Source organism: Xanthomonas bromi, from assembly GCF_900092025.1.
GTDB lineage: Bacteria > Pseudomonadota > Gammaproteobacteria > Xanthomonadales > Xanthomonadaceae > Xanthomonas > Xanthomonas bromi.
Genome location: NZ_FLTX01000027.1, coordinates 64,219 through 85,910, shown reverse-complemented (window position 1 = coordinate 85,910; position 21,692 = coordinate 64,219). Strand labels below are relative to the sequence as shown.

The 21,692-nt window shown below is 65.2% G+C and carries 15 protein-coding genes, 1 other RNA gene and 2 pseudogenes; 11 read left to right on the top strand and 7 right to left on the bottom strand.

Annotation, left to right across the window (positions count from 1 at the left end):
* Window positions 1-21: 21 nt before the first annotated feature.
* From XBLMG947_RS09435 to XBLMG947_RS09420, 4 genes and pseudogenes are all read left to right on the top strand, one after another.
* On the top strand, window positions 22-1,944 hold the full coding sequence (locus XBLMG947_RS09435) for a DEAD/DEAH box helicase (protein WP_065468035.1): 1,923 nt from the start codon (window positions 22-24) through the stop codon (window positions 1,942-1,944).
* Window positions 1,945-2,207: 263 nt separating this feature from the next.
* Window positions 2,208-4,613 (top strand): putative bifunctional diguanylate cyclase/phosphodiesterase, encoded by a 2,406-nt coding sequence (locus XBLMG947_RS09430; RefSeq protein WP_065468033.1) that lies wholly within the window; start codon window positions 2,208-2,210, stop codon window positions 4,611-4,613.
* A 138-nt stretch (window positions 4,614-4,751) separates the two neighbouring features.
* Window positions 4,752-5,474, top strand: coding sequence for a pseudouridine synthase (locus tag XBLMG947_RS09425; RefSeq protein ID WP_065468032.1), 723 nt, complete (start codon window positions 4,752-4,754; stop codon window positions 5,472-5,474).
* A 214-nt stretch (window positions 5,475-5,688) separates the two neighbouring features.
* Window positions 5,689-6,813: pseudogene (locus XBLMG947_RS09420) on the top strand (GGDEF domain-containing protein); the annotation flags it as partial.
* An 86-nt stretch (window positions 6,814-6,899) separates the two neighbouring features.
* On the opposite strand, the gene XBLMG947_RS09415 reads toward XBLMG947_RS09420, so the two are convergent.
* A complete protein-coding gene (locus XBLMG947_RS09415; protein WP_065468031.1) occupies window positions 6,900-7,847 on the bottom strand; it encodes a DMT family transporter in 948 nt (315 codons plus the stop codon).
* Between the two features lie 404 nt (window positions 7,848-8,251).
* Complete coding sequence (locus XBLMG947_RS09410; protein WP_065468161.1) at window positions 8,252-9,085, bottom strand: DUF72 domain-containing protein; 834 nt, start codon at window positions 9,083-9,085, stop codon at window positions 8,252-8,254.
* A gap of 455 nt (window positions 9,086-9,540) precedes the next feature.
* Here XBLMG947_RS09410 and rraA point away from each other — a divergent pair, with 455 nt between their 5' ends.
* The 5 genes from rraA (at window position 9,541) to XBLMG947_RS09385 (ending at window position 16,134) form a co-directional block, all read left to right on the top strand.
* Entirely contained in the window at window positions 9,541-10,053 is a 513-nt protein-coding gene (rraA, locus tag XBLMG947_RS09405) for a ribonuclease E activity regulator RraA (RefSeq protein ID WP_065468029.1), read from the top strand.
* A 10-nt stretch (window positions 10,054-10,063) separates the two neighbouring features.
* A complete protein-coding gene (locus XBLMG947_RS09400; RefSeq protein ID WP_484606922.1) occupies window positions 10,064-11,656 on the top strand; it encodes a serine hydrolase in 1,593 nt (530 codons plus the stop codon).
* A 196-nt stretch (window positions 11,657-11,852) separates the two neighbouring features.
* Window positions 11,853-13,118 (top strand): cation:proton antiporter, encoded by a 1,266-nt coding sequence (locus XBLMG947_RS09395; protein WP_065468024.1) that lies wholly within the window; start codon window positions 11,853-11,855, stop codon window positions 13,116-13,118.
* A 284-nt stretch (window positions 13,119-13,402) separates the two neighbouring features.
* Window positions 13,403-13,999 (top strand): plasmid pRiA4b ORF-3 family protein, encoded by a 597-nt coding sequence (locus tag XBLMG947_RS09390; RefSeq protein WP_065468022.1) that lies wholly within the window; start codon window positions 13,403-13,405, stop codon window positions 13,997-13,999.
* A gap of 302 nt (window positions 14,000-14,301) precedes the next feature.
* The gene (locus XBLMG947_RS09385) at window positions 14,302-16,134 is read left to right on the top strand and encodes an ABC transporter ATP-binding protein (RefSeq protein ID WP_065468020.1); all 1,833 of its coding nucleotides are present in this window, start codon (window positions 14,302-14,304) and stop codon (window positions 16,132-16,134) included.
* Between the two features lie 301 nt (window positions 16,135-16,435).
* On the opposite strand, the gene XBLMG947_RS09380 is transcribed toward XBLMG947_RS09385, so the two are convergent.
* Window positions 16,436-18,244 (bottom strand): DUF885 domain-containing protein, encoded by a 1,809-nt coding sequence (locus XBLMG947_RS09380; RefSeq protein WP_065468018.1) that lies wholly within the window; start codon window positions 18,242-18,244, stop codon window positions 16,436-16,438.
* Between the two features lie 234 nt (window positions 18,245-18,478).
* Here XBLMG947_RS09380 and XBLMG947_RS21425 point away from each other — a divergent pair, with 234 nt between their 5' ends.
* Together XBLMG947_RS21425 and XBLMG947_RS09375 are read left to right on the top strand one after the other, a co-directional pair.
* Window positions 18,479-18,643, top strand: coding sequence for a hypothetical protein (locus XBLMG947_RS21425; RefSeq protein ID WP_181093188.1), 165 nt, complete (start codon window positions 18,479-18,481; stop codon window positions 18,641-18,643).
* Window positions 18,640-19,446: a DUF4349 domain-containing protein gene (locus XBLMG947_RS09375; RefSeq protein WP_065468017.1), complete on the top strand. Its 807-nt coding sequence runs from the start codon at window positions 18,640-18,642 to the stop codon at window positions 19,444-19,446. The genes XBLMG947_RS21425 and XBLMG947_RS09375 overlap by 4 nt, the downstream gene beginning before the upstream one ends.
* Window positions 19,447-19,622: 176 nt before the next feature.
* Here the strand turns inward: XBLMG947_RS09375 and XBLMG947_RS09370 are convergent.
* From XBLMG947_RS09370 to XBLMG947_RS09355, 4 genes and pseudogenes are all read right to left on the bottom strand, one after another.
* A non-coding RNA gene (locus tag XBLMG947_RS09370) (sX9 sRNA) lies at window positions 19,623-19,700 on the bottom strand.
* Between the two features lie 188 nt (window positions 19,701-19,888).
* Window positions 19,889-20,182, bottom strand: a complete 294-nt coding sequence (locus XBLMG947_RS09365) for a hypothetical protein (RefSeq protein WP_065468016.1) — start codon at window positions 20,180-20,182, stop codon at window positions 19,889-19,891.
* 81 nt (window positions 20,183-20,263) lie between these two features.
* Window positions 20,264-20,608, bottom strand: a complete 345-nt coding sequence (locus XBLMG947_RS09360) for a DUF2867 domain-containing protein (protein WP_083992991.1) — start codon at window positions 20,606-20,608, stop codon at window positions 20,264-20,266.
* 56 nt (window positions 20,609-20,664) lie between these two features.
* A pseudogene (locus XBLMG947_RS09355) lies at window positions 20,665-21,591 on the bottom strand (LysR substrate-binding domain-containing protein).
* Window positions 21,592-21,692: the final 101 nt, after the last annotated feature.

Sequence of the window (21,692 nt, the reverse complement as noted above, 5' to 3'; positions counted from 1 at the left end):
GCGGCGCCTCCGGAGTTACCCATGACCCAAGAATCCCCCGCGCCGCTGCTGTTTGCAGACCTCGGCCTCTCGGACGCTGTGATGAAGGCCGTTGCCAATGTTGGCTACGAGTCGCCGTCGCCGATCCAGGCCGCCACCATTCCCGCGTTGCTCGCCGGCCGCGACGTGCTCGGCCAGGCGCAGACCGGTACCGGCAAGACCGCCGCGTTCGCGCTGCCGGTACTGTCCAACGCCGATCTGAACCAGCTCAAGCCGCAGGCGCTGGTGCTGGCCCCGACCCGCGAACTGGCTATCCAGGTCGCCGAAGCCTTCCAGAAATATGCCGAAGCCATCCCCGGCTTCCGCGTGCTGCCGGTGTACGGTGGCCAGCCCTACGCCCAGCAGCTGAGCGCGCTCAAGCGCGGTGTGCATGTGGTGGTCGGTACCCCGGGCCGGGTGATCGATCACCTGGACCGCGGCACGCTGGATCTGTCCCAGCTCAAGACGCTGGTGCTGGACGAAGCCGACGAAATGCTGCGCATGGGTTTCATCGACGACGTCGAAGCGGTGCTGAAGAAGTTGCCGGAAAAGCGCCAGGTGGCGTTGTTCTCGGCCACCATGCCGCCGGCCATCCGCCGCATCGCGCAGACCTATCTGAAGGACCCGGCCGAAGTCACCATCGCGGCCAAGACCACCACCTCGGCCAATATCCGCCAGCGCTACTGGTGGGTGAGCGGCCTGCACAAGCTGGATGCGCTGACCCGCATTCTTGAGGTCGAGCCGTTCGACGGCATGATCATCTTCGCGCGCACCAAGGCCGGTACCGAAGAGCTGGCGCAGAAGCTGCAGGCGCGCGGTCTGGCGGCGGCGGCCATCAACGGCGACATGCAGCAGGCCGCACGCGAGAAGACCATCGCCCAGCTCAAGGACGGCAAGCTGGACATCCTGGTCGCTACAGACGTGGCCGCACGCGGCCTGGACGTGGAACGCATCAGCCACGTGCTGAACTACGACATTCCGTACGACACCGAAAGCTACGTGCACCGGATCGGCCGCACTGGCCGCGCCGGGCGCACCGGCGACGCGATCCTGTTCGTCACCCCGCGCGAAAAGGGCATGCTGCGCTCGATCGAACGCGCCACCCGTCAGCCGATCGAAGAGATGCAGCTGCCGAGCGTGGATGCGGTCAACGACACCCGCGTTGCACGTTTCATGACCCGCATCACCGAGACGCTGGCCGGTGGCCAGATCGACATGTACCGCGATCTGCTGCAGCGCTACGAGGCCGAAAACAACGTGCCGGCGATCGATATCGCCGCCGCCATGGCCAAGCTGCTGCAGGGTGACGCGCCATTCCTGCTGACCCCGCCGGTGCGTGGCGCACGCGAAGAGTTCGCCCCGCGCGAGCGCAACGAGCGTGCCGACCGCGGCGACCGTAATGACCGTGGTGAGCGTCCGCGTTTTGAACCCAAGTTCGAACGTGGCCCACGTGCCGACGGCGAGCGCGCTGCACGTCCGCCGCGCGGCGACGATGCCGGTGGCGAGCGTCCGCGTCGCGACCCGGCTGCCCCGCGTGGCGAGCCGGAGTTCGGCATGGAGAGCTACCGCATCGAAGTGGGCCACACCCACGGCGTGAAGCCGGCCAATATCGTCGGCGCGATCGCCAACGAAGCAGGTCTGGAAAGCCGCTATATCGGCCGGATCGACATCCAGGACGATTATTCGATCCTGGATCTGCCGGCCGACATGCCGCGCGAACTGCTCACCCACCTGAAGAAGGTCTGGGTGTCCGGTCAGCAGCTCAACATGCGCAAGCTGGAAGAGGGCGAAGCGGCCACGTCGCTGTCCAAGCCGCGCTTCCCGCGTGGCGGCAAGCCGTCCGGGCGCCCGAATGGTCCGAACCGTCCGATGGACCGCGCTGGCGCACCGCACCGCAAGGGTCCGCCGAAGCCGCGCGGCGAGTAAGCATGGCCGGCGCTGCCTGCAGCGCGACGCCGTAGGCGGTACGGCTGCCTAGTATCGCTATGCATGAATGTGCATACAAAAGCGGCGAGGCGTTCCGGCGCTCCACTGCGCTGGCGATCAGGCTGATCTAGTCAGCGTCGCTAACCTGACCTGCAGTACGCCGAGCGGGTTTTGCCATACAGACCCGGCCGTTGCGGCCGCTACTGCCTTCAGGCGCCCAGTGGGCGCCTGAATCGCACTGGGGCGGCGAAGGACGGACGGCGATGGCGCAGGCAGCACGCAGCAAGGGCGGTGGACAGACCATGTACCTGGTGCGTGGTTGGCTGACGCTTCCTCTGGCGCTCTTGATCGGTGTCGCCGTCTGCATGGCGGTGGTGTCGGCGCTGGTGATCGAAATCCAGTCCGGCGCCACCGCCTGGATCGTCGGGCAAAGCCATTGGGCCAACGCCCAGCAGGAATCGGTGTACTGGATGGAGCGCTACCTGGGCAGCGGCGAGACGGCCGATCTGCAGGCCGCTTGCCGCGCACTGGACGTACCGCTGGGCGACCGCGCGGCGCGCGTGGCCATCGAACAACCGGTCATCGATTGGGACGTGGTCTACGCCGGCCTGGGCGCTGGCCGCAATGCGCGTGAGGACATGCCGCAAATGGTGCGGCTGTATCGCTATGGGCACCAGTTTCCGTATCTCGGCGACGCCATTGCGCTGTGGAAGCGCACCGACGTCGGCATCCTGCAACTGAGCGCCTTGGCCGACCGTGCCGCCTCGGTGCAGGCCGCCGCCCGGCCGGATCCGCGCGCGCTGCAGGCATTGCGCGATGAGCTGAATCTGCTGGACGGCCGCATGCGCCGCGACGCTTCCGAATTCCTGGGGTACCTGACCCGCTGCGCGCGGCTGTTGCACGATGTGATGGTGGTCTGCAGCCTGGCGACCTTGCTGCTGGTGCTGATCACCTGCGTGCTGGCAATGCGGCGCATCGGCGATTACCTGCTGTCGCACGAAGGCCGCTTCCGCACCGCGTTCCAGCAGGCGGCGTTGGGCATGGTCAAGTTCGATCTGCGCGGCAACGTGCTCGATGCGAACGCGTCGATGGCCAGCGTGCTGCTCTACCGGCCGGAAGAGCTGCAGGCCTGCACGCTGGCCGAGGTGATGCATCCGGAAGACATCAAGCTGGACAGTCGCGGCATGCTCGATTGGCCCAAGCTGCTGCAATCCGGCGAACTGCGCTTTATACGTGCCGATGGCGGAGTGATGTGGGGCCGCTGGAGCGCCTCGCTGGTGGAGCCGGGCCCGCAGGAACCCACGCTGGTGCTCGCAGTGATCGAAGATGTCTCGCACGCGCACGAGCTGGCCGACGAAGTGGCCTTCCATGCACGCCACGATGGGCTGACGGGGCTGATCAATCGGCATGAAATCGAACGCCGGCTGCAGCGTTTGATCGAGCCGCCGCAATCGCCGCAGCTGTGCCACGCGCTGTGTTTCGTCGACCTGGATCATTTCAAGCTGGTCAACGACACCTTCGGGCATGCCGTCGGCGACAAGTTCCTGTGCCACTTCGCCGATGTGATCACCATGCAGCTGCGTCCCGGCGACTGGCTGGGGCGTCTAGGCGGCGATGAATTCGCCATCCTGTTGGCCAATACCGACCTGGTGCAGGCGCGTGCCTTGCTGGAGCGCATGCACGGCGTGCTCGGGCAACCGTGGAGCCACCAGGGCGGGCGGCCGCTGACGCCGAGCTGCAGTTTTGGCGTCGTGGAGATCCTCCAGGGCGCCAGCGACGTGAATACCTTGATGACCGCCGCCGATCTGGCCTGTCATGCGGCCAAGGCAGAAGGGCGTAACCGCATTCGCTGCTTCAACGAAAACGATCTGGCTCTGGCGCAGCGCCGCCACGACGGTGGCTGGATCAGTGCGGTGCAATTGGCGATCGCCGAAGAACGCCTGCTGTTGTACGCGCAGAAGATTCAGGTGCTGAGCGACCCGGGGCGGCTGCAGTACGAGGTGCTGGTGCGCATGCGCGCCAGCGACGGGCGGGTGCTGAGCCCGGGTGAATTCCTGCCGGCGGTGGAGCGTTACGGGTTGGGGCGCATGGTCGATACCTACGTGCTGGAATCGTTGTGCGCACAGTTGTCGGCCAATCCGATGCATGTGGCGGCGCTGGATCTGTGTCACGTCAATTTGTCTGCGCAATCGATCGCGCAACCGGATTTCCTCGACTTCGTCTGCGCCTTGTTCGAGCGCTACCCGGCGCTTGTGCCGAAGCTATGCATGGAGATCACCGAGACTGCGGTCATCGGCGACCTGGAACATGCGCAGCGTTTCGTGCAGAGCGTGCGTGCGCGTGGCTGCCACGTGGCGCTGGACGATTTCGGCAGCGGCCTGGCCTCGTTCGGCTATCTCAAGCAATTCACCGTGGACGTGCTGAAGATCGACTGCGGCTTTGTCCGCAACTACGCGCACGATGCGGTGGATCGCGCAGCGGTGCATTCGATCGCCCAGGTCGGGCTGGCGCTGGGCATCGAAGTGGTCGCCGAGGGCGTGGAATCGGAGTCCGATATCCCCGGGCTGCGCGAAGCCGGCGTGGGCCAGGTGCAGGGCTTCAGCCTGCATCGTCCGTGCCCGCTGGAAGAGCTGCTGCACACGCCGCAGCTGGTGGCCGTGTCTGGCTAAGGGCGCCTGAGCAAACGACTCCGCGCAGCATTAGACCGGCGCTGCGTGCACGCGTATCTAGCGACTGCCTGCTGCCGATTGCTGGTCTGGGCAGACGGCATGGCGCACGGCCTGCTCTAAATCGCCGATAATTGTCCGATGACCACTCGACTCAATAAATACATCGCCGAAACCGGCTTCTGCTCACGCCGCGAGGCCGATCGCCTGATCGGCGAACGGCGGGTGACCGTCAATGGCGTGCCTGCCGGCACCGGCGCGGTGGTGGGCGAGGAAGACACCGTGCTGGTGGACGGCCAGCCGCTGCGCGTGCGCGAGGCCAAGAAGCTCGGCGGCCGCAAACACGTGTACATCGCGCTCAACAAACCGGTGGGCATCACCTGCACCACCGAGAGTTCGGTCAAGGGCAATATCGTCGAATTCGTTGGCCACGAGCAGCGCATTTTCCCGATCGGCCGGCTCGACAAGGAGTCCGAAGGGCTGATCCTGATGACCAGCAACGGCAACATCGTCAACGAGATTCTGCGCGCGGAAAATCGTCATCAGAAAGAATATCTGGTGGCGGTCAACAAGCCGGTCACCGACGAATTCCTGCGTGGCATGGCGCGCGGCGTGCGCATCCACAACGAAACCACGCTGCCGTGCCGCACCGCGCGTATCGCCAAATTCGGCTTCCGCATCGTGCTGGAGCAGGGCTTGAATCGGCAGATTCGCCTGATGGCCGCCGAGTTCGGCTATCGGGTCACGCAACTACGCCGGGTGCGCATCGACAACATCAAGCTGGCCGCGCTCAAGCCGGGACAGTGGCGCAACCTCAGCGATGCGGAACTGCGCGGCCTGCTGCCGCAACGCACCGACTGGTAAGCGCCTCTGCTGGGCCGACTGCAGTGTTGTGAGGCGAGCGCAGCCGGTGTTCGGCAGCATGCGCATCAGTCGCACACTGCAGTTCTCTGTGGCCTGGGTGCCTTATCTGGAGACTGCTCGCCAGCTGCTGGATGCCAGGGGTGTGGCCGCGCCGACACGGCCGACGTCGGCCTGAACGGTACGCGTGGGGGCTTGCGGCGTGGGGCGCTTCCCGATGGTCGCGCTTCCTGGGCTCCTGCATACTTTCGACGATAACAGCCAGCGGGGGGCGGCAGTGATCAAACCGGAATTGCCGAGCAACGAGGCCGAGCGGCTGGCCGCGCTGCGCCAATACGACGTGCTGGATTCGCCGGCCGAACGTGCGTTCGACGACCTGACCATGATCGCCTCCACGCTGTGCGAGACGCAGATGGCAGCCGTGGTGTTGGTGGACGAAGATCGCCAGTGGTTCAAGTCTGCGTACGGTGCACCGCGCAGCGAAGCGCCACGCGATATTTCGTTCTGTGCGCACGCGATCCTGCGTCCGGACGAAGTGCTGATGGTGGACGACACCTTGTTGGACCCGCGCTTCCACGACAACCCGATGGTGATCGGCAGCGGCGGGGTGCGCTTCTACGCCGGCGCCCGCTGGTGAGCAGCCAGGGCATGGCGTTGGGGTCGCTGTGCGTGTTCGATCAGACCCCGGCGCATCTGCGCGAGGATCAGCGCCAGGCGCTGCAGGCATTATCGCGGCAGGCCTAGCACTTGTTTGAGCTGCGCCTGGCAGGCAAGCAGCTGCGCCAGCAATTGCACGAGCGCGATTGGTACGAGCAGCAGATGGCCGGCTATTACGCGGCGATGGATGCGTTGAACGCCGACCTGGTCGAACAGACCCGCACCGACCCGCTGACCGGTCTGCCCAATCGACGTGCGTTTGCGGCGGCCTTGGCGGCGGCCACCGAGCAGACCCGCGCTGCGCGCCAGCCGCTGTCGGTGGCGCTGCTGGACGTGGACCAGTTCAAGACCGTCAACGATGTGCATGGGCACGATCAGGGCGATGTGGTGCTGCGCGAGCTCTCCACGTTGTTGCGCGCGCATGTCGGCGGTACCGGCACCATCGCCCGCTATGGCGGCGAAGAGTTCGTGTTGCTGCTGTCCAATGCGGATCTGCTGCGCGCGCGTGCAGTGCGAATACCTGCGCCAAAGCGTGGCAGCGATGACGATCGCGCTACCGGTGACCGTGAGCATCGGCGTGGCTGCCTTGCACCCGCATGAAGCCGTGGAGGCGGTGATCAAGCGCGCCGACCAGGCCTTGTATGCGGCCAAGCGTGGCGGGCGCGATCAGGTGGTGGTGTTGGAGTCGGTTCGCGTATTGCCTGCGTTTGGACGCTTGCCGATGACGCCGACCTGGCAACCGCGCGACCTGCCGCAGTTGCGCTGCGCAACTCAGTCGACAATATTCTTCGCCTCGGCGGTGCCCAGCAGTTCCGGGTGGACCACCTTGCGCCGACGCTCCAATACGGGATGCAGGAAGACCGCGCCGAGAATGATCGCCACGCCGAGATAGAACTGCAGGGTGAGTTCGCGTTGTTCGCCCAGCAGCGCGATCGCCAGCACGATGGCGTAGACCGGTTCGAGATTGGTCACCAATTGCACCGAATAGGCGCTGAGATGGCGCAGCGCCACCAGCGCCAGCGCAAACGGCAGTAGGGTGCAGGCCAGCGATAACGCCAGCAGCAACACGCCGTCGTGCAGGCTGGGCACGACCAGTAGATCGCCATGCAAGGCCGGCAATAGCAGCGGCAGCGCCGGTGCGAGCAGCGTCAAGGTGAGCGTGCCGGCGCCCAGTTCCAGCGCGGTGACGGTGAGTGGGTCGGCATGCGCCACCATGCGTTTGTTGAGCGAGCCGAATAACCCGACGAAGACCGCCGAAATCGCGCCCACCACCACGCCGGCGCGCATGCCGTCCGGCACCCCGCCGACCACGAGCGCCACGCCGGGTAACACGGCCAGCCCGAACAGCAGTTCGCGCGGACGGAACGGGCGTTGCGTTACCCACGGCTCGATCACCGCCGTGAACACCGGCGCCAGTGCGATACAGGTCGCCGCCACCGATGCATTGGCCAGCTTGATCGCGCCGTAGAAGGTGAGCCAGTGCAAGGCAACCAGCGCGCCGATGCCGCAATAGCCGAGCAACACACGTCCGGATACGCCGCGCAGCCCGCGCCACACGCGCGGCCACAAGGCCAGCGCCACCACCACGATCAACATGCGCCACCACACCAGCGGCAACGCCTGCAGCGTGATCAGCTTGCCCAGGATCGCGGTGATGCCCCAAAGCAGCACGCAGAAATGGATTTGCAGTTGCGCCTTGCGCAGGTCGGTCGTGGGCATGCGACATTGTCGCCGAAAACTGCCTGATCGGCGCTGCGAAGGAAGCGAAGTTGGGGCGTAGAGGCAGGTTAAAGGCATGGCCAACGTGACAGCTGAGCAGTCATCGCGCGACCGGTCGCCAGCCATCGGTCAACCCGCATCACGGCAAGATATTCGACGAGCGGCTCAGCACATCACGCCGCGATCGATCGCCTCACCTCGGCGATCAACGCTGCCCCCAAACATTGCCGCATCACTCATCGCGGATTGCACATCATGCGCGGACCAAGAGCGGCCACCAACCCTGGCGAGCAGTCATCAGGTGGGTGTGGATGTCGCACCCAGCACCGGCGTGTGCGAGCGGTACGTGCCGCGCCGAGCGCCGGCCACGCCGTCTGCACTGCGTAATCGGTTTGCTAGCCGCGCTAACGCGCCGACAGGTCTTTCAACAACGCCATCGCCGCCGCCGGATTGCGCTCTTTCGCCGCACTGATGAAAAACACGAAGACCTCGCGTGGCTGACGTGCCGGCGCTGTCGACGCATCCACATGCGGCAGATCGGCCGGGTCGTCGCCGCGTCTCCAGGCCTGGATGCGCTCAGCCCAGTGCGCCAATGCCGGTGCCGGATACCCCGCGTGCAGGCGCGCCTGGCTACGCATCAGGCGCGCGTAGACAAAATCGGTGGACAGATCCGCAAACGAAGGATGCTCGTCCGAGTCGGTGAACACCGTGGCCACGCCATGGCGACGCACCAGGGTCAGTAGCGACGCATCTACCGCATCGTGGTCGCGGATTTCCAGCACATGGCGCAGCGCACGCGTGCCTGCACGTTTGGGCAGCAACGAGAGAAACGCGTCCAGGTCGTCGGTCTGCAACCGGTGCCCTTGTTCGAACTGCCATACCAGTGGCCCCAGGGTGTCGCCGAGCTCGACAATGCCGCCGATGAAGTCCTCCACCTGCGCCTTGGTGCCGCCCAGCTTGCGCGACTGGGTGATGCGGCGCGGAGCCTTGGCCGAAAACACGAATCCGGGCGGCACCTCATCGCGCCACTTTGCGTAGGTCGTCGGCTTTTGCGTGCCGTAGTAGGTGCCATTGATCTCGATGGCGGTGACATGGCGGCTTGCATATTCCAGCTCGCGCCGCTGCACCAGCCCTTCCGGATAGAACATGCCTGCACGCCACGGTGCATAGACCCAGCCACCGATGCCGATATGGATGCCGTCGAGGGCGGGTGGGGCAGATGCGAACAGATCGGTCATTGCGCGGATACTCGCTGGCGGGGGCGCGCGCCATTGCGGATGCTTCAGCAGGGACAACACGCGCCGGCCGATCATAGCCGTGGCGCGCGCAGTGCGATGAGAAGGTTGTACTGCGATGCACTGCCGATTGCGTCTTCAATGGCAGAGCCTGCCTGTTTGCGCACGTTGCGTGGTGGCTTCGCCGAGGTTGTGCCGTGGCGCCTTGCGTTGGCTGTCTTGGGATTTTCTCGGCTGGCGCCTTGCGCGCTTCTGGCGCAAGCGCGCGTCAAAACGGCCAGCACACCGTAAGCACTGCATGGCGAACGCTCCGCATCGGCAACAACCCCAAAACGGCAGCAGAGCGAGGTGCTGCGTACCTTCGCTCCCCCCTGCATGCCCGTGTCGCGCGTCACCGGTCGCCCGCACGTTGCCGCAGCCGGCTACCATGCCAGCTCTGCCGCGCGAGAACGCCCCCGATGACCTGGACCACGCCCGATCTGTGTGACCGCTACCCCGAAGTGACGATCGCCGAACCGTTGTTTCGCCACTTCGGCGGGCAGACGGCATTCGCCGGGCCGATAGCCACCGTGCGCTGTGTCGAAGACAACTCGCGGGTGCGCGAGCTGGCCGCCACGTCGGGCGATGGCCGCGTGCTGGTGGTGGATGGGCAGGGCTCGCTGAAGCACGCGCTACTGGGCGACCAGATTGCGGCCAATGCAGTGGCGAACGGCTGGGCCGGTGTGCTGATCCATGGCTGCGTGCGCGATGTCGAGATCCTGGCCACACTGCCGCTGGGCGTGCTGGCGCTGGCCGCCTGCCCGCGCCGCACCGAACGACGCAATCTGGGCGATGTGGAGGTGCCGGTGAATTTTGCCGGCGTGGCTTTCGTGCCGGGTCATTGGCTGTATGCCGATGCCAATGGCGTGCTGGTCGCGCCGCAGCCGTTGTCGCTGGACAGCGCCGACGGATCGATCCGACCAAACATCTGAGGCTGATGCAGTGACCTTGAACCGATGGCTGAGTGGGGGCGTGCTGATGGTGGCAAGCTTGGTGACGACAACGCACGCGGCCGACCTTCCCGCCGGCATGCAGCAGTTCGATGCGCAGATGGAACGCGTGCGCAAACAGTTCGATGTGCCCGGCATTGCGGTGGCCATCGTCAAGGATGGCCAGATCGTGCTGGAGCGCGGCTACGGCGTGCGCGAGACCGGCAAGCCCGCGCCGGTGCAGGCCGACACGTTATTTGCGATTGCGTCCAATACCAAGGCCTTCACTGCGGCATCGCTGTCGATGCTGGCCGACGAAGGCAAGCTCTCGCTCGACGACAAGGTCATCGACCATTTGCCGTGGTTTCGCATGTCCGACCCGTATGTGAGCGGTGAGATGCGCGTGCGCGATTTGCTGGCGCACCGCAGCGGCCTGAGTCTGGGCGCGGGCGATCTGTTGTTCTGGCCCAGCACCAGCTACACCACCGAAGAAGTCGTGCAGCGCCTGGCCAAGGTGCCGCTGAAGGGTGGTTTCCGCGACCGCTATGCGTACGACAACATTCTCTATGCGGTCGCCCAGAAGGTGATCGAGCAAGTGTCCGGACAGAGCTACGCGGCGTTTCTGCAGCAACGCATCTTCGGCCCGGTGGGCATGCGCGGCACGCGTTTCAATGCCGACCACCTGCAACCCGGCGATAACGCTGCGGTGGGACATGCCAAGTACGACTTCACCGACTTGCGCACGGTCGCGCCACTGACCTGGTCCAACAACTCCGGTGCCGGCGGCATCTATTCCAGCGTGCACGACATGGCGCGATGGATGAATGTGCAACTGGCCGGCGGCGTCCTGCCCGATGGCAAACCCTTGTTTAGCGCCAAGCGGCAGCAGGAAATGTGGTCGATGATCACCCCGATCCCGATCGGCGAGGTGCAAGTGCCCGAGCTTGCCGCGGCGCGGCCGAACTTCGCCGGTTATGGTGAGGGCTGGAGCCTGAGCGATTACCGTGGCCATCGCATGGTCTGGCACACCGGCGGCTGGCCCGGCATGGTGTCGCGGCTGACGTTGTTGCCGGATCAGAAACTGGGCGTGGTGGTGTTGACCAATCAGGAAGTGGGCGCCGCGTTCAACGCAGTGACCTTCCAGGTGCTGGATGCGTTCTTGCAGGTGCCGCCGACCGATTGGACCGCCGCCTACGCCAAGCTGGTGGGCAAGGCCGACAGCGACGCGGACGCCAGCTGGAAGAAGCATCAGGACGCGCGCGCCGCACGCTCGACGCCCTCGCTGCCGCTGCGCAGTTATGCGGCCACCTATCGCGACCCGTGGTACGGCGATGTGGTGATTCGCCAGGACGGCGATCGGCTGCGCCTGCAGTTTGCCAAGACCGCACAACTGATCGGCACGCTGGAGCACTGGCAGCACGACAGCTTCATCGTGCGCTGGGACGACCGCTCCTTGAATGCCGATGCCTTCGTCAATTTCTCGCTGACGCCCGATGGCGCAGTGCGCGAGATGCGGATGGAGCCGATCTCGCCACTGACCGATTTCAGTTTCGATTTCCAGGATCTGCTGTTGACGCCGGTGCCGGCGGCATCTCCTTCGCAATGACACGCGTCTGACGGCGGCGCCAGCGCATCTGCTGCGCTGCGCGCTTCCCGGAAATCAATGAGAAGTGCCGTGTCGATCCAGAACGGCTGAATTGGCCTGCCGATGCTGCAACAGCCGCGCATGGCGGCAAAGCGGCTACCTTCCGACGGCGCGGGCCGCTATGATCCGCGCACTTCTCAGGAATGTCCCCGCACACATGACCACTGCGCAGATGTCGGTGTATTTTTTTCTGCAGGCCGCAGCGATCCTGCTGGTCTGTAGATTGGTCGGCATGCTGGCCAAGCGCCTTGGGCAACCGCAGGTGGTGGGCGAAATGATTGCCGGCGTGATGTTGGGACCATCGTTGTTCGGCTTGCTGGCCCCGGGCGCGCAGGCGGCGGTGTTCCCCAAGCAGACCATGGACGTGCTGTACGTGTTCGCGCAGTTCGGGGTGGGCATGTACATGTTCCTGGTCGGTACCGATTTTCGCAGCGACCACTTTCGCGCGCGCTATCGCAGCGCGATGAGCGTGTCGCTGGCCGGTATCGCGGTGCCGTTCGCACTGGCGTTCGCCATGTGCCCATGGTTGATCAACGTGGAAGGCCTGTTCTCGCAAAAAGCCAAGCTGATGGAAGCCTCGCTATTCCTGGGCGCGGCGATTGCGATCACCGCCTTCCCGATGCTGGCGCGCATCATCCACGAGCGTGGCCTGACCAATAGCCCATTGGGCACATTGGCGCTGACCGCTGGTGCGTTCGACGATGCCGCGGCGTGGTGCATCCTGGCCGTGGTCTTGGCCAGTTTCGGTGGCAGTTGGGGCAGTGCTTACCTGTCCATTGGCGGCGGCGTTGGCTATGCAGTCTTCATGATTTTCGTTGGTCGGCATCTGCTCAAACGCCTGGCCGATCACGTGGTGCCGGGCCAGCCGCTCAGCAACAGCGTGCTGGCGGTGGTGCTGATGTTGTTCTGCCTCAGTGCCTGGGCAATGGATGCGATCGGTATCCATGCGGTGTTCGGCGGTTTCCTGCTCGGTGTCTGCCTGCCCCGAGGCGCATTGACCGAAAAGCTGCGCGAAATGATGCAGCCGTTTGTGGTGGTGTTGCTGCTGCCGTTGTTCTTCACCTATTCGGGCTTGAAAACCCAGCTCAGCGTATTGCTGCAGCCGCAGATCATGCTGTCCGGCGTGGCCATCCTGGCCGCATCGTTCATCGGCAAGGGCGTGGCCTGCTGGGCCGCAGCGCGTGCCACCGGCGAGAACAACCGCGACGCGATGGCGATCGGCGCGCTGATGAATGCACGCGGGTTGATGGAGCTCATCATCATCAACATCGGCTTGCAGGCCGAGGTGATCGAACAAGGCCTGTTCTCGGTGTTGGTGCTGATGGCGATCCTGTCCACGCTGATGGCCACGCCGCTGTTCAACTGGATCATGCGTCGCCACGCCAACGTGGGCGATGCGGTGCCGAGCCTGCAACAGCGCTGAACGCTTGTCGCTGCTTGCGATGGCACAGCAGCGGCGTCGCTGGCGAGAATGCATTCCTGCCTGTTGATTATCGATCGGCAGCGATGAGGCCTGAAGGCTGCGCATTGGCAGCTGCAGGTTGGCGTGGGACTGTGCAGCGCCGCGCGCTCTACGCTGCGGATGAACGCACCTGGCTGGCGAAACGATGTCCGCGCCGCGTCCTGCACGCAGTCGCGGTGCAGACGCATTGAGGCGAGCGTGCTGCCGACGCCATACTGGCGCCCGATATCCGTCATCGAGTCGTCATGACCAAGGCAAAAAAGAAAGCCGCCCAGCAGGCGGTGCAGGTCCTGGTGCCGATCTATCAGTTGCAGATCGCATTGGCGGGCAGTGCGCCGCTGGTGTGGCGACGCGTGCTGGTGGCCGGCGCAGTACGGCTGGCCACCTTGCATCGCGTGCTGCAGCCGGTAATGGGCTGGAGCGGCGCGCATCCGTATGAATTCGACTTCGGCGGCGGGCGCTATGGCGAGGCCGGGCTGGATGTGCCGGAGCGTTCGCGGCTTAAGCATGCCGCGCGGGTCGCGCTGGAAAGCGCGGTGGGCGAGCTCGGCGAATTTGGGTATTTCTATGGGGCTGGCGCTGGCTGGGAGCACACGCTGCAGGTCGAAGCCATCCTGCCGCCGGATGCCGGCCTGCGCGTCGCGCGTTGCATCGATGGTGCCAACGCCTGCCCGCCGGAGAGCCGCAGCGGGATCGACGACTACCAGGCGTTTCTGCACATCATCGCCGACCCGGACCACCCGCAGCATGTGCAAGAGCTGGCCACGCTCGGCGGGCGTTTCGATCCGGCCCACTTCGATCTGGTCGAGGTCAACCGGCTGCTTGCGCGTATTCGCGAATAAGCGCGACCAACAACGGGGACGCGCGCGTTTGGCAGGGTGGGGGCGGCCCCGGAGTCGGCAGTTGGCGCGCAGACACTGCGGTGTGTCCGCCCTGTCTACAGCCCCTGCCACCGCGCGACGTGTTGTCAGCCGCTCTATATGCAGCTGCTGAACGCAAGGCGCGGTGGACTGCGGGCGGCGCAACATGCGCGCCTGACGGCTTGATTCCTACACCGCGACTCGCGCCCAGGTACGGGTTAACGCACTGCGGCTTGACGCGCGATCGGCTAGCCTGAGTGCCCGGTTTTTCCAAAGTCTGCGCAATGTTCCGCTGGTTCGAGTCCCTGATCGATATCTTCCCGCCCGTCGAGCGGGAGATGCCGCCCCGCAGCGTGTGGCGCTTTTATCTGCATTATCTGCGGCCGTTATGGCCGATTCTGCTGGCCACCTTGATCGCCGGGCTGCTGCTGGCGTTGGTGGAAGTGGCGATGTTCGACTTCCTCGGCCGCATCGTCGACATGCTGGCCGACAAGCCGGGGCCGGACTTCTTCCGTCGCCATGCAGGCGAGCTGATCTGGATGGCGGCGATCACGCTGGTGGCGCGGCCCCTGTTCACCGGGTTGCATAACCTGCTGGTCAATCAGGCGATCGTGCCGGGGCTGAGCAACCGCTCGCGCTGGCTGATGCACAACTACGTGGTGCGCCAGAGCCTGGGCTTTTTCAACAACGATTTTGCCGGGCGCATCGCCAACCGCGTGATGCAAACGGGCACCTCGTTGCGCGAATCGGCGGTGCAGATGGTCGATGCGCTCTGGTACATCGTGGTCTACACCGGCAGCGCCTTGTGGCTGTTTGCGCAGGCCGACCCGTGGCTGATGGCGCCGCTGCTGCTGTGGCTGGTGGTGTATGTCGCGTTGATGGCGTTCTTCGTACCGCGCATGAAGGCGCGTGCCTGGGTCGCATCGGACGCGCGTTCCAAGGCTACCGGACGCATCGTCGATGGCTACACCAATATTTCCACGCTCAAATTGTTCGCCCATGCCGGCCGCGAAGAGGCGTATGTACGCGATGCCATCGACGAGCTGGCAGTGAAGCATCGCGGACAGACGCGCGTGACCACCGCGATGGATACCGCCATCGCGGTGGCGAACGGCTTTTTGATCGTTGGCACTTGCGCGCTGTCGCTGTGGTTGTGGAGCCGCGGCCAGATCAGTGTGGGCGCGATCACCTTGGCCACCGGCTTGGTGATTCGCATCCACAACATGTCCGGCTGGATTATGTGGACGGTCAACGGCATCTTCGAAGACATCGGCACCGTGCAGGACGGCATGCAGACCATTTCGCAACCGGTGCAGGTGCAGGACGCACCGCATGCGGTGTCGCTGCAGGTGAGGCAAGGCCAGGTGCAGTTCGAGCACATCCACTTCCATTACGGCAAGCGCGGCGGGGTGATCGCCGGGCTGGATCTGCAGGTACGCGCGGGCGAAAAGATTGGCCTGGTGGGCCCTTCCGGTGCGGGTAAATCGACGTTGGTCAACGTGCTGCTGCGGTTGTACGACCTGGAGCAGGGCCGCATCCTGATCGACGGGCAGGACATCGCGCAGGTCACCCAGGAAAGCCTGCGCGGGCAGATCGGCCTGGTGACGCAGGACACCTCGCTGCTGCATCGCTCGATCCGCGACAACCTGCTGTACGGCCGGCCGCAGGCCAGCGACGCGCAGATTCTCGACGCCGTGCGCAAGGCACGTGCCGACAGTTTCATCGACACGCTGATCGATGGCGAAGGCCGCAGCGGTTTCGATGCGCATGTGGGCGAGCGCGGGGTCAAACTCTCCGGCGGTCAGCGCCAGCGCATCGCCATTGCGCGCGTGCTGTTGAAGGACGCGCCGATCCTGATTCTGGATGAAGCCACCTCGGCGCTGGATTCGGAAGTGGAAGCGGCGATCCAGGACAGCCTGGATGCATTGATGGGCAACAAGACCGTCATCGCGATTGCGCACCGGCTGTCCACCATCGCGCGCATGGACCGGCTGGTGGTGATGGACGGCGGACGCATCGTCGAAACCGGCACGCATGCGGAACTGATTGCACACGGCGGGTTGTATGCGCGGCTGTGGGCGCGGCAGACGGGTGGGTTTGTTGCGGCGGACGCGTGACGGGACGCTGTGTGCGAGAGCCGCGTGACAGGGAAATGCGCGTTCACCGCTTGCAAACGACGTAAGCAAGGATGCAAGCCCCTCTCCCGGCGGGAGAGGGGTTGGGGTGAGGGTACGGGGCGAAGCCACTTGAGGTGTCATTTCTGAAGGCGTATAGCGACGCGTTCGACCTCCCAGGCAGTGACAACTTCGCGAGGCGCCCCTCATCCGCCCCTGCGGGGCGCCTTCTCCCGCGCGCGGGAGAAGGGACACGTATCAAAAGCTGCAGTAGCCGCTCTCCCGCGCACCAGAGAAGGATCAATCACTCGATCGGCTGATCCAGCATCAACTCGCGTGCAAAGCGCACCGGCGGGGCGCCATAGGACAGCATCTTGTCGTGGTAGGCCTTCAGGTTGAAGTCCTTGCCCAGCTTCTCTTGCACCGCCTTGCGCGTATCCAGATGTTCCTGCACGCCGACGAAGTAAGTGGGCAGCTGTGCCGACGACAGCTGCGCACGCACCCACTTGCCCGAGGCTTCGCTTTCCTGCTGGAAGGTGTCGTGCGTCATCAGGTGCATCGCCTTGTCGCGGTCCCAGCCGTCCACATGCACGCCTTGGTCGAGGATGGCGTTGGCAATGGTGCGCAGGTAGAACTTGAGTTGCACCAGGTGGAACAGCGGGTCGTTATCCAGATAGCCCTGTTCCTGCATCATGCGTTCGGTATACACCGCCCAGCCCTCGGCGAACATGCCCGAGCGCAGCACCGCACGCAGCGTGGAGGGGAACTTGGCCGAGTGCCAGCCTTCCAGGTAATGGCCGGGCGTGCCCTCGTGGATGCTGAGCAGATGGATCATGCGGGTGTTGTATTCGCGCAGGAACGAATCGACCTGTTGGTCGCTCCAATGGTCGGGAATCGGCGACACCGCATAGAAGGTCTTGAGATTCTTGTCGAGCGGGCCGGGCGAATCGCAATACGCCACCGCCACGCCACGCTGGAACTCCGGCATCAGGATGATGTCCACCGGCGAATCCGGCAGCGTCATCAAATCCTTTTGACGCACGAATTCGGTGGACTGCGCCAGCGCCGCCTTGGCTGCGTCCACCACTTTGTCGCGTGCGGGTTTGTCGGCATAGGCCAGCTCCAGCGCGGCTTCGATTGCCGCCTGCTGCTGCTCGTCGCTGGGCGAGGCGGGCAGCTTCGGTGCGCCCGGCTTGTCCTTGAGCACGGTGCGCGCAATGCCGTACATCTCGCTGCGCACTCGCTTGAGTTCGGACTCCGCACGCTGCTTGATGTCCGCGCGCGACAGCGACGACGACAGCGCGAATTTCAGCTTCTGGTCGTACTTTTCCGCACCGACGCGAACGTCGCCCTCGGCATTGGGCACCAGCACGGTGTCCAGCCAGGTCTGCTGTTCGGTCACGGCCTTGCGCAGGTTGTCGATGGCCGCCTGCGCACGCGCCGCTTCGATCGGCCCGAGCTGGCTGATGTTGGGCGCGATGAAGGTGTCGACGATGCTCAGGATGCCTTTGTTCTGCTTGGCCACCGTCTCGGCGTGGATCTTGGGCACGCGCGCCGGGTCCAGGTTCTCGCGCGCTTGCGCAAAGATGCTGGGAATCTTTTCCATGCGTTGGGTGGCCGACGCCAGGCGCTCGGACAGCGGCGCGAACTCGCGCGCCATCAGGCCGTACAACGCGCTGCCGGCCAGCCCGTTATAGACCTGCGGGTCCCAGGCCCAGCTCTGCAGGACCTCGGTGTTCCAGATTTCCGATTGCAGTTGGTTACGCAGGATCGCCGCATCGACCTGGTTCTCGCGCGACAGCTTGGCGACGTCGATCGCCTCCAGCTCGGTCAGCAACTGCTTGCCGGCATCCAGGCTGCGCTGGCGCCCGACGGTGCTGAGATCGTCGATCTGCGTATCGAACCGGTGATCGCCGGTCTGGGTAGCGGTGACCGGCGACAGCTGCATCCAGGTGTCCAGGGCGTGCTTGGACAGCGCGGCGAAACGCGCATCCGGGGTCTGCGCATCTTGCGCACCGGCCGGTGCGGTGGTGCCGGCGCGCGGCGATTCGGGCTGCTGCTGGCAGGCGCTCAGGCCGGCGATCAGGGCGAGGACAAGCAGGCGTTGACGCATGGTGGGTCCTGGTGGAGGCAATCGCCCAGCATAGGCAACTGTGCGGTGGTCCGCATCCGCCATTGGTTTAGAGTGGCGATCGACTCGGTGCGTCGCGCGCCAAGCCGGTGCGGCCGTTATGCTGAATCGGCCGGTCTCGGGCAGACCCTTGGCTGGTGTCTGGCCCGTAGTCGTGTCGCCACCGTTTGCCTGTTGCACGCCACACCGAGGTGGTGCATTCCAAGGAGGAACACCATGTTGATCGAGCATCATCATTGCCCGCAGTGCGACATTGCGCCCGTTAGAGAGGCGGCCAACCCAAAGACCTGCGAAAGCAGCGTCGCGGTCAACGTACGCTGTCTGCCCCCGCTGGATCTGACCAGCTTGAGCGTGCAACTGGTCGACGGAGCCAGCCGATGAGGCGGGGCATGCGCTGGCCTGGCATCGCGCTGCTGGTAGGCTGGGCCCTGTGCGGATGTGCGCGGCCGCAGGGAGAGATGGCTGCCGACGGCGGTGCTCCCGCGCCACCAGCGCCGCCAGCCGCACAAGGCGATGCGCTTGCCTACGAGCACGATGTGCGGATCGAGTTGCCAGCCGATCAGATCGGCCAGCGCATCGCCGCGGTGCGTGCTGCCTGCCAGAGCGCGCAGTTCGGCACCTGCGCGCTGTTGGCGGTGGAACAGGATGGCGGACGCGAGCCCAGCGGCAGCGTTCGTGTGCGCACCGTGCCCGATGGCGTCGAACCATTGGTGCAACTGGCCGGCCAACATGGCGAGGTGGCGGCACGCAGCACGCGTGCCGAGGATCTGGCCCAGCAGATTGCCGATACCGGGCTGGCGCAGGCGCGTCTTCAAAAGGAACACGCGCGCCTGCTGGAGTTGCAGCAGCGCCGCGATCTGGCGGTGAGCGATCTGCTTGCATTGTCCAAGCGCCTGGCCGAGATCGAGGCCGAAGCGCAGCAGACCCAGCAGGAATCGGCGCAGCAGCAACGCCGCATCCGCACCCAGTTATTGACGCTCAACTTCCGCAGTACGGGCGGGGAACAGGGCAGAAGCGAGATCGCGCAGGCCTCTGCCGAGTTCGGGCAGGTGTTTTCGTCCAGCGTGGCGTTCGTGATCCGTGCGGTCGCGGCACTGCTGCCAGTGGCACTGCTGGCGGCGATTGCCGGCTGGCTGCTGTTGCAGGCGTGGCGCTGGCGCGCGCGGCGGCGCCGGATGTCCTGACCTGCGCGCGGCTGGGCAACACTACCATCCCAGCCGCGTGCAGGGGCCGTCATCGGGCTTCATTGAGCACAGTGCCGCTTGAGTCCCGCCGGTGTATGCAATCCTGCACGCACACGGATATCGCTGGTCTGCATAGGCTCTATCGACCAGCGTCGCTTCCTGCGTGCCTTAAGAGCGGCCAGCAAAACGTCGCGAGCGATCGTCAGGAGCGTGCGGTCGGCGCGCTCGGAGCTGGAGTGTACGGAGTGGTACATGCCGATTCCGAGCACCGACTGCGCCCGCCTGGCGGCCGCGCAGCGGTTTTGTCAGCTGCTCCAAGCCTGCGGTGTGAGCCTCGCCTGCCGACGCAAGGCGCCAGCTTGGCGCAGGCTTCGTGGGAGGAAAGGGCAGGCCGACTGCAGACATCAAGCGATGCAATGCGGTAGTCGCACCCAGCGCAGACTCAGCCTTCGTCGAACTCGTATTCGACAAACACGTCCAGCTGCAACGCCAGTTCCTGCACTGCGTCGCGCACCTTCTGCGCTGTGGCCTGGTTGCCGGCTTCCACTTCGAATTCGTGGCTACCCGGACCTTCGTCGTCGGACAGGCCGGCCGAGCTGGAATCGTCGTCGTCCAGATGCGGCATCAGATCATCCACTTCTTCGACGTGCTCGATGCCGTCGATGCTTTGCAGCAGGTTGGCGATGGCACGTGCGTCGTCGTCGGTGCCGGTGATACGCATGCGAAGGGTCGGCATGGGAGTGCTTCCTTGGATTGGGGACCCAAAGCCTAGGCAGCCATCAGGCAAGATCGGGTGATGGCTGCATGCGCCCGCGGCTTACGCGCGCCGCGCCGATACCGGTGTCGTGGCGGCGTCCAGGATCGGCACCAGCAGCGCCTGGGCGGCAGTGCGCAGCAGTGCCGGCGCGATGTAGCGATGATGCACGCCGTCCACCAAGGCCATGTACACGCGGCCAAAGCGGTTGCGGCAGGCCACCCGCGTCTCCAGGCTCAGCTCCACGCTGCCATCGTCCAACACCTCCACGCCGACGCTGCTACGAAACACCAGGTGGCGGTCGTCGGCACCCAGCAATACCTGCACGCGTGGATCCAGCGGCGCGGTGTCTTGCGCAAGTACCGGGAATCGCCCTGCGAACAGACAGTCGCGCTGCGCCGACAGCAACGAAGACTTCCGACCACCGCGCGCGACCTTCTGTCAGCCGCTCTAAACCAAGAGCATCAGGCCGCCGGCAGTGTCACCAGTTCTGCAGGCAAAGCAGGCATCGGCGTGCGTTCGTCCAGGGCTTCGCGCTTGAGCCAGTCGATGAACAACGCCGCTGCAGGGCTGGGCTCGCGGTGGCTGGGGTGTAATACACGTAACGGGCCTTGAGCGTGGGGCCTGGCAGGCGCACCAGTTCGTAGCGTTGCAGGTAGGGTTGTGCGCCGTGCTTGCGTGCCAGCACGGCGCCCAGGCCGTACACCGCCGCGCGCATCGCATCGGTGCTGTCGCTGAAGGTATGCATCGGCGGCAGGGTGGTGCCGCGCACCTGGGCGGCGCGAAACCAATCGCGCCAGCCCTGCGGCGACATGTCGCTCAGCAGCGGCAACTGGGCAATCTGCGCCGGTGTGCGCAGCCGCCACTTCCGGCAACGACGGCGACGCCACCGGGAACAGTTCGTCGTCCATCAAATGGTGCGAGGTCAGCCCCGGCCACGCGCCTTGCCCATACCGAATGCCCAGTTCGGGACCGCCTTCTTCGAAACGCGAGAACGCCGGGTCCGATTGCAGATCCAGGCGGATATGCGGATGGGCGCGACAAAGGCGCGGCAGGCGCGGCAACAGCCAGCAATACGACAGCGAGCGCAGCGTGGTGACCCGTAGCGGGATGGCGTCTTCGCGCGGCTGCAGGTTGCCGGCCACTGCGGCGATCTCGGCCAGTGCGGCGGTGGCGGCATCGGCCAACTGACGGCCTTCGGCGGTGAGCTTGACGCCGCGCGGCAACCGCTGAAACAAGATCACGCCCAGCAGCGCTTCGAGCTTGCGTACATGGTGGTTGACCGCGCTGGCGGTGAGATGCAGTTCTTCGGCCGCATGCGCGAAATTCTGGTGGCGCGCAGCGGCGGCGAACACGCCCAGCGCGGGCAACAGGATGGGGCGCAGGTTCATCGAGGCATGAGTGATATTTGTGGCTCGCCCCGATACTACGCGCTTGTCGCGCCTGCGGTGGCAGGCGATGCTGCATCATCCCGTTGCGATGATCGTGCCAT